13 protein-coding genes and 2 tRNA genes are annotated in these 13,616 nt (G+C 66.6%); 10 read left to right on the top strand and 5 right to left on the bottom strand.

Annotated elements, in window-relative coordinates:
* The first annotated feature begins 651 nt into the window (after positions 1-651).
* Positions 652-1,353 carry an NAD-dependent deacylase gene (locus tag SM191_RS15460; protein WP_341506971.1) on the top strand — a complete coding sequence of 234 codons (702 nt, stop codon included), beginning with the start codon at positions 652-654 and terminating at the stop codon, positions 1,351-1,353.
* On the opposite strand, the gene SM191_RS15455 is transcribed toward SM191_RS15460, so the two are convergent.
* Together SM191_RS15455 and SM191_RS15450 are read right to left on the bottom strand one after the other, a co-directional pair.
* Positions 1,343-2,152 carry a 3'(2'),5'-bisphosphate nucleotidase CysQ gene (locus SM191_RS15455; protein ID WP_445949873.1) on the bottom strand — a complete coding sequence of 270 codons (810 nt, stop codon included), beginning with the start codon at positions 2,150-2,152 and terminating at the stop codon, positions 1,343-1,345. The genes SM191_RS15460 and SM191_RS15455 overlap by 11 nt on opposite strands.
* On the bottom strand, positions 2,139-3,485 hold the full coding sequence (locus SM191_RS15450) for a TldD/PmbA family protein (protein WP_341506970.1): 1,347 nt from the start codon (positions 3,483-3,485) through the stop codon (positions 2,139-2,141). Before SM191_RS15450 ends, SM191_RS15455 begins: the two co-directional genes overlap by 14 nt.
* 301 nt (positions 3,486-3,786) lie before the next feature.
* Here SM191_RS15450 and SM191_RS15445 point away from each other — a divergent pair, with 301 nt between their 5' ends.
* Positions 3,787-3,996, top strand: a complete 210-nt coding sequence (locus SM191_RS15445; RefSeq protein WP_341506969.1) for a hypothetical protein — start codon at positions 3,787-3,789, stop codon at positions 3,994-3,996.
* Between the two features lie 12 nt (positions 3,997-4,008).
* On the opposite strand, the gene SM191_RS15440 is transcribed toward SM191_RS15445, so the two are convergent.
* Positions 4,009-4,638 carry a DNA-3-methyladenine glycosylase family protein gene (locus SM191_RS15440; RefSeq protein ID WP_341506968.1) on the bottom strand — a complete coding sequence of 210 codons (630 nt, stop codon included), beginning with the start codon at positions 4,636-4,638 and terminating at the stop codon, positions 4,009-4,011.
* A 57-nt stretch (positions 4,639-4,695) separates the two neighbouring features.
* Between SM191_RS15440 and SM191_RS15435 the strand changes: the two genes are divergently transcribed.
* Complete coding sequence (locus SM191_RS15435) at positions 4,696-5,013, top strand: 2Fe-2S iron-sulfur cluster-binding protein (protein WP_267434059.1); 318 nt, start codon at positions 4,696-4,698, stop codon at positions 5,011-5,013.
* 482 nt (positions 5,014-5,495) lie between these two features.
* Here SM191_RS15435 and rlmB read toward each other — a convergent pair whose 3' ends face one another.
* Positions 5,496-6,239, bottom strand: a complete 744-nt coding sequence (gene rlmB, locus SM191_RS15430) for a 23S rRNA (guanosine(2251)-2'-O)-methyltransferase RlmB (protein WP_007405685.1) — start codon at positions 6,237-6,239, stop codon at positions 5,496-5,498.
* Complete coding sequence (locus SM191_RS15425) at positions 6,239-7,849, bottom strand: M20/M25/M40 family metallo-hydrolase (RefSeq protein ID WP_341506967.1); 1,611 nt, start codon at positions 7,847-7,849, stop codon at positions 6,239-6,241. Before SM191_RS15425 ends, rlmB begins: the two co-directional genes overlap by 1 nt.
* A gap of 169 nt (positions 7,850-8,018) precedes the next feature.
* On the opposite strand from SM191_RS15425, the gene SM191_RS15420 reads away from it, so the two are divergent.
* From SM191_RS15420 to uvrB, 7 genes are all read left to right on the top strand, one after another.
* A tRNA-Tyr gene (locus SM191_RS15420) sits at positions 8,019-8,104 on the top strand.
* A gap of 43 nt (positions 8,105-8,147) precedes the next feature.
* Positions 8,148-8,221 (top strand) — tRNA-Gly (locus SM191_RS15415).
* 157 nt (positions 8,222-8,378) lie between these two features.
* A complete protein-coding gene (locus SM191_RS15410) occupies positions 8,379-8,687 on the top strand; it encodes a polyhydroxyalkanoic acid system family protein (RefSeq protein WP_341506966.1) in 309 nt (102 codons plus the stop codon).
* Between the two features lie 337 nt (positions 8,688-9,024).
* Positions 9,025-9,477, top strand: a complete 453-nt coding sequence (locus tag SM191_RS15405; protein ID WP_341506965.1) for a DUF2721 domain-containing protein — start codon at positions 9,025-9,027, stop codon at positions 9,475-9,477.
* A complete protein-coding gene (locus SM191_RS15400) occupies positions 9,474-9,875 on the top strand; it encodes a DUF4345 domain-containing protein (protein ID WP_341506964.1) in 402 nt (133 codons plus the stop codon). Before SM191_RS15405 ends, SM191_RS15400 begins: the two co-directional genes overlap by 4 nt.
* Positions 9,876-9,935: 60 nt before the next feature.
* Positions 9,936-11,105 carry an MBL fold metallo-hydrolase gene (locus SM191_RS15395; protein ID WP_341506963.1) on the top strand — a complete coding sequence of 390 codons (1,170 nt, stop codon included), beginning with the start codon at positions 9,936-9,938 and terminating at the stop codon, positions 11,103-11,105.
* A gap of 157 nt (positions 11,106-11,262) precedes the next feature.
* A complete protein-coding gene (gene uvrB / locus SM191_RS15390; RefSeq protein ID WP_307002573.1) occupies positions 11,263-13,455 on the top strand; it encodes an excinuclease ABC subunit UvrB in 2,193 nt (730 codons plus the stop codon).
* Positions 13,456-13,616 lie beyond the last annotated feature (161 nt).

Genomic DNA, 13,616 nt, shown 5'->3' with positions numbered 1-13,616 from the left:
GTCGCCACCCGCTACGACAAACTCGCCGCCAACTTCCTGTCAGGCGTCGCCATCGCAACCGCCCTCGCCTTCTGGCTCTGATTGAGTCTCAGCCCTAGCAGTTCGGAATGCCTCAGGCGATGCTAGCGTATGGGTAAAGGGTTGCGCTGGAGTGTCGCCACAGGAGTTCGGACTAAACGCTGTAAATGGCACAATCATCGGCGTAGGTGCAAAACCTATCGCAGGGGACGTTATTAAGCCGAAGTTCCCGAGAGTATTAGAATTGCGATCACAAAAGGAGCCGCTTGATGTGGTAGCTGTGCTTTTGGAAACTGATCCGGGTCAATTTAGAATGCTGCCAACAGTGGGCTTATAAAGGGCTGGACCGCCTACGACCTGAAAATGATAGAGATATGCGAGAGGGTACATCAAAGCGGAGGGAGCGCGGTTTCCCCCTTATACCCGACCTGCCCGGTCCTACGATTATGACACGCCTGCCCGACCTGCATTATTGCGCGCGGTTCGTTCTCCCGGCGCAGCGTGTCACAGTAGCAGGATCATGACTGGATTGGCGCTGTCCAGAATAACCACCCGAGAGATTGGGACCGTTCGCCACCCACAGCAAACATCCGTCCCCTTCCGGACACTCCACCCCCACGATAAACCCCGGCCATGCGCGACACCCCGAACATCGTCATCCTCACCGGCGCGGGCATATCCGCCGAGTCCGGCATCGCCACCTTTCGCGGGCCGGGCGGGTTGTGGGAGGGGCATCGGGTTGAGGATGTCTGTACCCCCGAAGCACTGGCCGCCGATCCGGTGCTGGTCCATCGCTTCTATGACCTGCGGCGTGCCGCGCTGGCGACGGTCAGCCCCAATGCCGCGCATGACGCCCTGGCGCGGCTGGACCGGGTATGGCCGGGCGAATTGCTGATCGTCACGCAGAATGTGGACGATCTGCACGAACGGGCGGGGGCGAGGCGGTTGCTGCATATGCACGGCGCGCTGAAGCGGGCCCTGTGCACGGCCTGTGGCGAGCGGTTCGGGTGGGAAGAGGCGCTGCCGCCGGGGACGCCCTGCCCCGCCTGCGCCGCACCCGCCTTGCGTCCTGATATCGTGTTCTTCGGCGAGATGCCCTATCATATGGAGCGGATCGAGGCAGCGCTGGCGGAGGCGGACCTGTTCGTGTCGATCGGCACCTCGGGCGCGGTCTATCCGGCGGCAGGGTTCGTGCGGATGGCGAGCGCTTACGGCGCGCGGACGCTGGAACTCAATCTCGAACGCTCGGAGGGCAGCGGCTGGTTCGACGAGAGCCGGTTGGCCTCCGCCGGGCAGTTGGTGCCCGAATGGGTCGAGCAGATGCTCAGCGGCTGACCGGCACGATCACGTCGCGCGCGCGCGGAGCCAATCGCTCGACCGCCGCATCCTGCAAGCCCCTTGCCGTCACCAGCACGCCGAAGGCGCGCGGATCGGGCTTGTTGAAGAGCAAAGGCTGGCCCAGCGCATCGGCCACCCCCGCCCCCGCTTCGGACGCGATCAGCGCGGCGGCGGCGATGTCCCATTCATTGCCCCAGCGCAGCGTCGCGACCAGATCGGCCTCATCGGCGGCGACCATCGCGATGCGCAGCGCGATCGAATTGGGCTTGAACACGGCGACCAGATCGCGGTCCGCCTTGGGCAGCGCATCGACCGGCACGCGCGCCCCCGGCATCTGGCGGCAATAGCCCGCGCTCAGCACCCGTCCGTTGCGGGTCGCGCCGCCACCCGCCTGCGCCAGCCACAACTCCCCACGAGCGGGCGCGGCCAACACCCCGATCACCGGCCGCCCGTCCTCGATCAGCGCGACCGACACGGCCCAGCCTTCGCGCCCCCGGATATAGTCGCGCGTGCCGTCGATCGGATCGACCACCCAGACCCGGCGCGCGGCCAGCCGGTCGGGCTTGTCCGCCGTCTCCTCCGACAGCCATCCGGCATCGGGGATCAGCGCCTGGAGCCGGGCATGGAGCATCCGGTCGACGTCCAGATCGACCTCGCACACCGGGCTGCCCGGCACCTTCTCCCATTGACGGAAATCGGTGCGCCAACGGGCGAGCGCCATCGCAGCCGCCTCGCGGGCCGCCGCCACGACCCCCGGAATGATGTCAGGGGCTCGGATCAGATCAGCCGCTGGCAACCGTCATTCCATCGATGCGCAGCGTCGGCACATTGACGCCGTAGCGGAATTCCAGATCATTGGCTGGCGTCATGGCGAGGAACATCTCTTTCAGATTACCTGCCACGGTGAACTCCGCAACCGGTTCCGCGATCCGCCCCTCCACGATGCGGAAGCCCGCCGCGCCCCGGCTGTAATCGCCGGTGACGGGGTTCACGCCACTGCCGATCAACTCGGTGACATAGACGCCGTCGGCGATATCGGCGATCAGCGTATCGACCGGCACGCGCCCCGCCGCCATGAACAGGTTGCTGGTCGACACCCCCGGCGCCCCCGCGCCCCCCCGCGCGGCATGACCGGTCGGCTCCAGCCCCAATTGCCGGGCGGAGGCGGAATCGAGCAGCCAGGTCTCCAGCACGCCGTCCTCGACGATCGCGGTCGGCGACACCGCCAGCCCCTCGCCATCGAAGGGGCGCGAGCGAAGCCCGTGCGGGCGGTGCGGATCGTCCTCGATCCGGATGCCCTCGGCCATGACCCGCTCGCCCAGCCGGTCGAGCAGGAAGCTGGTCCGCCGGGTGATCGCCGCGCCCGCAATCGCGGAAACGAGGTGGCCGACCAGCGACGAGCCGACGCGCGGGTCGAAAACGACCGGCATCGTACCGCTCGCCAGCTTGGCCGGGTTCAGCCGCGCCACGGTCCGCTCGCCCGCGCGGGTGCCGATCGCCTCGGGGCTTTCGAGCAGGCGACGAAGGCGGGCGCCGTGATGGGCATAGTCGCGCTGCATCCCCGCGCCCTCGCCCGCCACCACGCTGACCGACAGGCCATAGCCGGTCGCGCCATAGCCCGCCGCAAAGCCATGGCTGGTCGCCAGCGCCGAGACGGCGCGCGAGGCGGAGGCCCCGGCTCCTTCCGAATTGGTCACACCGGCCACCGCGCGCGCAGCCTCCTCGGTGACCAGTGCGGCGGCGCGGAGCTGCTCGGGTGCGACCTCTCCTCCGTCATCCAGGTCGAGCATCGGCGGTGCGCCCTTGAGCAACCGTTCCTCCGGCGCCAGGCCCGCCCAGCGATCCTCGGGCGCCTCGCGCGCCATGGCGACGGCGCGCTCGGCCGCGAGGGTGATCGCATCGCCCGACAGGTCGGAGGTGGAGACGCTGGCCGAGCGCCGCCCGACGAACACCCGCAGGCCCAGTTCCTCGCTCTCCGACCGCCCGACGTCCTCCAGCGCGCCGAGGCGCACCGACACCTCCAGCGCGGCGTCGGCGGCGAAGATGGCGTCGGCGGCGTCGGCTCCGGCGGCACGGGCGCGGGCGACGATATCGGCGGCCCGGTCGCGGGCCTGTTCGGGGGTCAACATGGGTAGGGACTTAAGGGCGCGGGGGGCGGGATGCCAGTGCGCGCTTGCCACGACCGCGACAATGATGGGGAACATGGCCGGTCAGTGGGGGGAAGGAAAACGCAATTCCTGCGCATGGCCGTTCTGATCGGCCTGGCCCTTGTCGCTACGTCTTTCACCCCCTCCGCGTCCTGCGCCGAGAGATGGATGATGCCGACGACCCGGGCCTTTACGTCCCGCAAGGGCCATGCGCGCGTCACGGTCACCCATGGTTCAGCGTTATGGCGCGTGAACGGATGGGGCGCCGCCGCGTTGATCGCCCATGTCCCATTCCGTTACGCCACGCCGTCCCAGCCATCAGTCCGCCACTCTTCGCGCCGCGATCGGGCGCAGGGTCGTGCTGCGGGCCAAGGTGCGGGTGACGTCGGGCGGACTGCTCGCCATCGGCGGGCTGGTGTCGTCGATCCTGTTGTCGACGGCGGTGCTGGTCGGGGTGGCGACCCACCACCGCACGACGCCGCACAGCGATTAGCGTCCGGGGCTTCTAGACGGGCGCGGCGTCCGCCCCGGCGCCGTAATGATGCCAGGTGAAGATCGCCAGCGCGCTGCGGTGCGGGCGGAACGCCTCCGCCAGCGCACGGACCTGCTTTTCGGAAGGGCGCGCGTCATGGCCCAGGATGCGCCCCATCTCGATCTGCACCGCCAGGTCACCGGCGGGCCAGATGTCGGTCCGCCCTTCCGCGAAGAGCAGATAGACCTCCGCCGACCAGCGGCCGATGCCCTTGACCGCGACCAGTTGCGCGATCGCTTCCTCGTCGTCCTGTGGAAGCTCGGCGAGGTTCAGGCGACCGCTGGTCACCTCTTCGGCCAGGCTACGCAGATACCCGGCCTTTTGCCGCGAGATGCCGGCACCACGCAGTTCCTCGTCGGTGACGCCGTGCATCCTCGTCGGATCGGTCGCATCGCCGAGCAATTCGTTCAGTCGCCGCCAATGCGCATTGGCCGAGGCGACCGACACCTGCTGACCCAAGATCGTGCGAACCAGTGTGGCATAGCCGCGTTCGCGGATGCGCGGTTCGGGATAGCCGATGCGCGCGAGCGCCGCCGCGATGGCGGGCTCGGACGCGGCAAGCGCGTCCATGCTTTGGCGAATCTGTTCGGCGCTCAGCCCCATGAAGCTTGATCCGTGCGTTGAGGATCGGCAGAGCCGCTACCGACAAGGAGAATGGACATGCCCAAGCTTATCGTCGTGACCCGCGACGGGGAAGAACGCGAAATCGACGGCGAGGCCGGTCTGTCGGTGATGGAAGTCATCCGCGACGCCGGAGTGGACGAGTTGCTGGCGCTGTGCGGCGGATGCTGCTCCTGCGCGACCTGCCATGTGCATGTCGATCCCGAATTCGCGGGCACCCTGCCAGCGATCGGGCCGGACGAAGACGACCTGCTCGATTCGACCAGCGAGCGGGACGCGACCTCGCGCCTGTCGTGCCAATTGCCCTTCGGTGCGGCACAGGACGGGATGCGCGTGCGGATCGCGGCGGAGGACTGATCGGGCATTTCGCGAGAACGCGGGGGGCGGGGCGATGGCCCCGCCTCTTTTTTTTGCGCCGGGGCGCGGAGGGAACAGCGTGACTTCGGCTCGCCGCCTTCTCAGAGTTTTTGTTCGCGCGGAGACGCGGAGGCGCGGAGATGTCCGGCATAGGGCCAGCGAAGGCCGCCCTCGCGACCGGGAGACTTTGCGGCGGCCGGCAGGGCTGGAGAGGCCTTGCGGCCGGATTCACAATCTCCGCGCCTCCGCGTCTCCGCGCGAACCACATGCCCATGGCCTTCGACTGCGCTCAGGCTGAACGGAGGCTGGGAGCGGATCTTCTGGAACCTACCCGCCCCGAATACCCCGCCAACACGACCGACAGCCGTTCACGCTGAGCGAAGTCGAAGCGCACGCCCGGCGCTTGCCCCAAACCCCTCTGCGCCCTCCGCGCCTCTGCGCGAACGAAAAGGCGGCAGGACCACCCCCGCCGCCCTCACAAATCACCGCGCCGCCACCGCGTACAGCGCGATCGCCGCCGCGTTGGAGACGTTCAGGCTCTCCACCTTCGGGCTGATCGGCAGCTTGGCGAGTTCGTCGCAATGCGCCTCGGTATTCTGGCGCATCCCCTCGCCCTCCGCACCGAGTACTATGCAGATGCGCTGCGTCCCCATGGCCTGCGCCAGCGTCTGATTGGCATGGCCGGTCAGGCCGATGCGCCAGAAGCCCGCTTCCGCGATCTCCTCCAGCGCGCGCGCCAGGTTCACCACGCGAATCCACGGCACCGTCTCCAGCGCGCCGCTGGCCGAGCGGGCGACCGTGCCCGATTCGGGCGGCGCGTGCCGGTCCTGGGTCACGATGCCCAACGCGTCGAACGCCGCCGCCGAACGCAGGATCGCACCGACATTGTGCGGGTCGGTCACCTGGTCGAGCACCACCAGCGGCCGCTGGTCATCCTGCCCCTCGTGCAGCAGGTCGCCCAGCCACATATCCTCCAGCGGATCGACTTCGGCCACCAATCCCTGATGCGGCGCATCGGCGGGGACCAGACGGCCCAGATCGGCGGCATCGGCATAGGTGATCGGCACCACCGGCGGCAGGTCGAGCGCGGCCAGCGCCTCGCGCGTGCCCCAGATCTTGCGCACCGTGCGGTTGGGGTTGGCGAGCGCCGCCGTCACCGCATGCCGTCCCCAAAAGCGTGGGCGGTTGGAAGAAGCCTGGCTGGGGCGATGTCCTCGGCGTGCCATCAGTCGTCATTGTCCGTATAGTCGAAGGGCTTGGTCGTCGCCGGTTGGGTCGGAACCGGCGGACGTGGCAATGCCTTGTCCGCATTCGCCGCCGCGAGCAAGACCCCCGCGAGCACGACCGAGGCCTGGCGCATGTCGTCGCCCTTCAAATGGTCGAAGGTATCGGCCGAACTGTGATGGATGCGGCTGCCATAATCCAGCGGGTCCTGGATGAACTGGAACCCCTGTACCCCCACGGCCTGCATGAAGACATGGTCGGTGCCGCCGGTGGTCCGCTGCACGACATTGCCCGCCCCCATCGCGGCATAGGGCGACAGCCATTCCTTGAGCATCGGCACCGCCGCCGGGTTGTTCTCGGCATAGATTCCGCGCAGCTTGCCCGAGCCATTGTCGATGTTGAAGTACGCGGCAAGGTCGCCGTAACCGGGCTTGGGGCTAATCGGCCAGCGATTGGTCCAGCCATAATAGCGCTTCAGGCCCGACTGCGGCGCATCGCCCGGCCGCCCGCGCGTCGCCAGATGCTGCTCGACATAGGCCATGGAGCCGAGAATGCCCTGCTCCTCACCCGACCAGAGCGCGAAGCGGATGGTGCGTTTCGGCCGCTGGCCGGTGGCGGCGAGGATACGCGCGGCTTCCATCACCATCGCGCTGCCCGCCGCATTGTCCGCCGCGCCGTCGCCCGCGACCCAGCTATCGAGATGCGCGCCCGCCATCACATAGCCGGCCTTGGGGTCCGTACCGGGAATCTCGGCGATGATGTTGTAGGCATTCTCGTCGCTGTCATCGTAGCGGACGTCGCTGAGCACCTCGATGGTCGGCGCGGGGCCAGCCTTGGCCAACCGGGCGAGGCGTCGATAATCCTCGGCGGCCAGTTCGATGCCCGGCACGGCGGGCGTCTCGCCGCGCCCGAACAGATAGCCTTCACCGTGCAGCAGCTTGCCGTCGCGATAGCTCTGGGTGACATAGGCGACCGCGCCCTCGGCCTTCAGGAACGCGTCCAGCTTCTGCGAGAAGTCGAGCCGCTTCAACCGGCGGTCGGCGGTTTCGGGATCATGCTCGGGCTGGACGTACACGTCGAGCTTGGCGATGTCCTCGCCCGACAGGCGGCGGAAGGGCGCGGTGCCGGGTTCGTCGCCGGTGCCGGGCATCGACACCATCACGATCCTGCCGCGCAACTGCCCCCGAAACTTGTCGAAATCGCGCTCCCGCTTCATCGGCGCGACGATCACGGGGGCGGTGACCGCGCCGTTGGTGGCGGGCGTCCAGGCGATGGGAATCGCGGTCAGTTGCAGCGGGCGGGGCGAGACCATCCGCACGCTCGCCCGCTCGATCGACCAGCCGCGTCCGAAAGGAAAACCCTCCTTATGAACGTTCTTCAGCCCCCATTGGCGGAACCGCTCGGCGGTCCAGCCCTCGGCGGCGCGCATCGCGGGGCTGTTGGTCATGCGCGGGCCGATCACATCGGTCAGATGCTGCGCGGTCTGCATGACCTGACTGTGGTTCATGCCCTCGTCGATGATGCGATTGGCGGCGCTGCGGTCCTGGGCGGTGGCAGTGGCGACAGGCAGCAAGGCGATCGCCGCGACGGCGGCGAGCAAGGAAACGCGCATAGGAAACGAAACCCCGGTTGGACTGATATTGGGTCAGAGGCTATGTCCCGATCCCGCGCGATGCAAGCAACCGGATCAAGCGGGGAGGCGCGAAAACCCGCAAAACGGCGTTGACAGCCGCGTTCAGCTTCGGCATTGGGCCCGCCTCGCTCCGGTGGAGCGACACCCCGGAAGGGTGGCCGAGTGGTTAAAGGCAGCAGACTGTAAATCTGCCCGCGTGAGCGTACACTGGTTCGAATCCAGTCCCTTCCACCATCCCCGCCCATCGGCTAGGGTCGATCACGGCGCTGGATATTGAGCGGGTATAGCACAATGGTAGTGCAGCAGCCTTCCAAGCTGAATACACGGGTTCGATTCCCGTTACCCGCTCCATCACCAAAGTCCATATCCGCCTCTCCGCTACGACCGTACCGGTCCCTCGGGTCGCGGGCCCGGCCCGCAAGATGAACGACTTGTCATACACGGCTTGACGGCGGCATCCGCCAAAGCCAATCCCATGGCCGTTTGCGGGACATTCGGGGTAAGATACATGGCATCGGTGAATTTCGACATTCCCCATGAATTGGGCCATGCCGAGGCGCGCCGCCGTATCGAGCAGGGACTGCCCAAGCTGGAATCCAAGATTCCCGGCGGCGGCCAGGTGACCTCCGAATGGGCCGCCGACGACCGGCTGATGCTGACCATCATCGCCATGGGCCAAACGGTGAAGGCGGACATGAACATCGCCGACCGGGCGATCTCCGGCACCGTCGCGATCCCGATGATGCTGTCGATGATGGCCGGACCCATCGGCGAATTCGTGAAGACCAGCGCGGAGAAGATGCTGGCCAAGGCGTAGCATTCCTCCCCTTGGGGGATCGTTGCGAAAGTTCACCGTCCCATCCTCTCACGCGTCAGCCCGGCGAAGGCCGGAGTCGAGCGACGTCGCGATGGGAGCGGTTTACCAGCGCATCCCCAACTGGATCCCGGCCTTCGCCGGGATGGTCCGGCGGGTTTTGCAACGAACCCCGATACAGGGAGGCGGCAGGCCGAACGCCTGACGGAGGGGGGGCTGCCTCACAGGACATGCTTTGTCGCAAGCCCCCATCCACCATGGCTCGCATCTGTACGAGCCGCGCCGGGGAGGATAACTTCCCCCTTGCCCCGAGCCGCCCGGCACGCCACCATTTCGGGCGATGCCCACTTTACCTGCCGTCACCACCATCGCCCAGACCATCCAGCTCTCGCTGGCGCCTGTCTTCATGCTCGCCGCGATCGGGCAGTTGCTGAACGTGCTGGCGGGACGGCTGGCGCGGGTGATCGACCGGGCGCGCGGGCTGGAGATGATGATCCACAAGGTCGATGACGGCCCCGAGCGGTTGCGTCACAAATGGGAGTTGCGGCTGCTCGACAGGCGCATGTCGATCATCAACGCCGCCTTGTTCCTGGCGGTGTCGAGCGCGGTCATGGCCTGTGTCGTCATCGCCGTGCTGTTCATCGCCAATCTCGGCAAATTCCATATCGGCACCTGGATCGCGCTGGCCTTCATCATCGCGGTCTGCCTGCTCATCCTGTGCCTGATCGCCTTCATGATCGAGGTGCGCATCTCGCTCCGCGCGATTCATGTCCGCAAGGAAATCCTGGATTGACCGGACGCGATGCCGAACGGCGCGCCCTGCAACTGATCGTCGCCATCGCCTGTCTGGTGCCCCTGACCATCGGGGGGATCAGCGTGGCGAAGGGGCCGGGCTGGCTGGGCCATCCACCGGTCGTGCCGAGCGATCTGGACAGCCAGTTCCGCTATGTCTCCGGCATCTTCCTGGGACTGGGGCTGGCGTTCGTCACCTGCATCCCCGCGATCGAGCGCAGGGGCGCGCGGTTCCGGTTGCTCGGCCTACTGGTCGTCGCGGGTGGTCTGGCACGCGCCCTGTCCTGGGCGGCGGTCGGCGCGCCTTCGACGGGGCATCGGCTGGGGCTGGCGATGGAACTGGGCGTCGTTCCGCTTCTTATGCTGTGGCAGGCCCGTGTCGCGCGTGGCCGTCGCTGATCCCAGGAGCATTTCCATGCGCTTTGCCGAGCCTATCCTCCCCGCTCCCGGCGGGACGGCATGAGGATCGTCCGCCGGATCGCCAAGGGACTGGCGCTGATCCTCATCCTGATCGGCCTGGCCGCGACGATCGTGCCGCATTATCTCGACCGGATCTATTATGAAGGGCCGGAGAGCGGCCATTATGACGGCGCGCGCTTCTTCAACCCCGATGGCGATGCGGACACGTTGCGGATGCCGACGCGGGGCGGACGGGGCGGGTTTCTCTGGCGGCAACTGACCGGCGATGACGGACGACCCGCCTGGCCGGAGACCGTGGCGGTCCGCGCCTCCAGGCCCGAACCCCGTGTCGAGGGACAGCGCATGGTCGCGACCTGGATCGGCCATGCGACCGTGCTGGTCCAGACCCAGGGCCTCAACATCCTGACCGACCCCATCTATGCCGAGCGTGCCGGGCCCTTCGGCTTTGGCCCGAAGCGTGTGGCGAAGCCGGGCGTGGCATTCGACGACCTGCCGAAAATCGATCTCGTCGTCATCAGCCACAATCATTACGACCATCTGGATCAGGCGGCTCTTAAAAGGCTGTGGCAACGCGACCGGCCGCTGGTGGTCACCAGCCTCGGCAATGACAGCGTCATCGGACAGGTCGGCGTACCCGCCACCGCGCTCGACTGGGGGCGGGAAAGGGTCATCAAGCCGGGTGTCTCGGTGGTGGTGACGCGCAACCATCATTGGGGCAGCCGCTGGTTCGCCGACCGCAACCGCGCGCTCTGGTCGAGTTTCGTCGTCAAGCTGCCGGGCGGGAACATCTTCTTTGCCGGCGATACCGGCATGGGCGACGGACGCTGGCCCGAGGAAGCGGCACGGCTGGGCCCGGTGCGCCTGGCCCTGCTCCCCATCGGCGCGTTCCGCTTCGTGCCCGGCCAGATGGCGGCGGGGAGCCATATCGGACCACCCCAAGCGGTGCAGATTTTCGAGCGACTGGGCGCTTCGACGGCGATCCCGATCCATTGGGGAACGTTCCGCCTGTCCTACGAGGGCTATGACACGCCGCCGAAACTGCTCGATGCGGCGATGCGCTGTTCCGGCGAGCGGGGGCACTTTGCGGCGGTCCGGTTGGGCGAGCCGGTGGAGGTCGGGCCTTTCCGGGCCGGGAGCACGGCGGGGCGGACGAGCGATGCGGCGATGCAAGCGTGTCTCCACACGGCGCAAGTTCGGGCGTTGCGATAGGCGGCCGGTTTCCCTTGGCCTTCGACTTCGCTCAGGCTGAACGGGATTTTGTGTCCAGCCCCGATCCCAACCTCCGTTCAGGCTGAGCGAAGTCGAAGCCCACGCCTCAACACCGGAACCACTGGAACAAAAGCGCAACCGGGACCATATTCCCCTTATGGCGATCCAGATCCGCACCACCCTCGACGAACCCGAAACCGGGGTCAGTTTCATTCCCCACCGCCCGTCGCGCCCCGAAAAGGCCGAAGGGGGCAAGCGGTTCGAGTTGGTCACCGAATATACCCCCAGCGGCGACCAGCCCGCCGCGATTCGGGAACTGACCGCGGCGGCGCGCGCGGGCGACAAGGATCAGGTGCTGCTGGGCGTCACCGGCTCGGGCAAGACCTTCACCATGGCCAAGGTGATCGAGGAGTTGCAGCGCCCCGCCCTGATCCTCGCACCCAACAAGATCCTGGCGGCGCAGTTGTACGGGGAGTTCAAGAACTTCTTCCCCAACAACGCGGTCGAATATTTCGTCAGCTATTACGACTATTACCAGCCCGAGGCCTATGTGCCCCGGTCGGACACGTATATCGAGAAGGAAAGCTCGATCAACGAGTCGATCGACCGGATGCGCCACTCGGCCACCCGTGCGCTGCTGGAGCGCGACGACGTCATCATCGTGGCGTCGGTATCCTGCCTTTACGGTATCGGCTCGGTCGAAACCTATTCAGCGATGATCTTCGATTTGAAGAAGGGGCAGAGCGTCGACCAGCGCGAGATCATCCGCAAGCTCGTTGCCCTGCAATATAAGCGCAATGACGCCGCCTTCATGCGTGGCAATTTCCGGGTGAAGGGTGACAATCTGGAAATCTTCCCCTCGCACTATGAGGACTCGGCCTGGCGCGTGTCCTTCTTCGGCGACGAAATCGAGGAAATCGTCGAGTTCGATCCGCTGACCGGCAAGAAGTCGGCCAGCCTCAATTCGGTGCGAATCTACGCCAACAGCCACTATGTGACCCCCGGCCCGACGATGAAGCAGGCGGTCGAGGCGATCAAATTCGAACTGACCGAGCGGCTCAAGGAACTGGAGATCGAGGGCAAGCTGCTCGAGCGCCAGCGGCTCGAACAGCGGACCAATTTCGACCTTGAGATGATCGCCGCCACCGGCAGTTGCAACGGCATCGAGAATTACAGCCGCTTCCTGACCGGCCGCCTGCCCGGCGAGCCGCCGCCCACGCTGTTCGAATATCTCCCCGAAAACGCGGTGCTGTTCGTCGACGAAAGCCATGTCACTATCGGCCAGATCAACGGCATGTCGCGCGGCGACCATCGGCGCAAGATCACGCTGGCCGAATATGGCTTCCGCCTGCCCTCCGCGATCGACAACCGTCCGCTGCGCTTCAACGAATGGGACGCGATGCGCCCGCAGACGGTCAGCGTCTCGGCCACCCCCGGCCATTGGGAGATGGAGCAGACCGGCGGCGTCTTCGTCGAACAGGTCATCCGCCCCACCGGCCTGATCGACCCCCCGGTCGAGATCAAGCCAGTCGAGGAGCAGGTGCAGGATCTTATCATCGAGGCGCGCAAGACGACCGAACTCGGTTACCGCACCCTCGTCACCACGCTGACCAAGCGGATGGCGGAAGACCTGACCGAATATATGCACGAGGCGGGGATCAAGGTCCGCTACATGCACTCCGATGTCGAGACGCTGGAGCGTATCGAGTTGATCCGCGATCTGCGGCTGGGCGTCTATGACGTGCTGATCGGCATCAACCTGCTGCGCGAGGGGCTGGACATTCCCGAATGCGGGCTGGTCGCGATCCTCGACGCGGACAAGGAAGGGTTCCTGCGTTCGGAGACTTCGCTGATCCAGACGATCGGGCGCGCGGCGCGCAACGTCGATGGCCGGGTGATCCTCTATGCCGACCGGATCACCGGATCGATGGAACGCGCCATGTCCGAGACGTCACGGCGTCGCGAGAAGCAGATGGCGTATAATACCCAGCACGGCATCACGCCGCAGACGATCCGCCGCCAGATCGGCGACATCATCGCGCATGTGGCCAGCGGCGACCAGGTGACGGTGCCGATCGACGAGGACCGTCCGCACATGGTCGGCCACAATCTGCGCGCCTATATCGAGGAACTCGAAAAGAAGATGCGCAAGGCCGCCGCCGACCTCGAATTCGAGGAAGCGGGTCGGCTGCGCGACGAGATCCGCCAGTTGGAGAATGAGGAACTCGGCCTGCCCGTCCACGAACAGAAGGCACCGATCATGGGCCGGTCGAACGAGGGCAAGCCGGGGACGCGCAAGACGCGGTTCGGCAAGAGCAAGAAGTTCGCCAGTGGGCGGAAGGCGAATTGATTTTCGGGGGTGGGGGTTGCTTGGCGTTTGCCCTCCCCCATCCCCTCCCGCCTGCGGGAGGGGCGTGCTCGTGGCAAGGGCGGGAATCTCTCAGACGTAGCGCTTTGAAGATCGCCCGGTAACGCTCCCCTCCCGCAGGCGGGAGGGGATGGGGGAGGGCC

The organism is Sphingomonas sp. 2378, assembly GCF_038084995.1.
Taxonomy (GTDB): Bacteria; Pseudomonadota; Alphaproteobacteria; order Sphingomonadales; family Sphingomonadaceae; genus Sphingomonas.
This window is presented reverse-complemented; position numbering and strand designations above follow the sequence as displayed.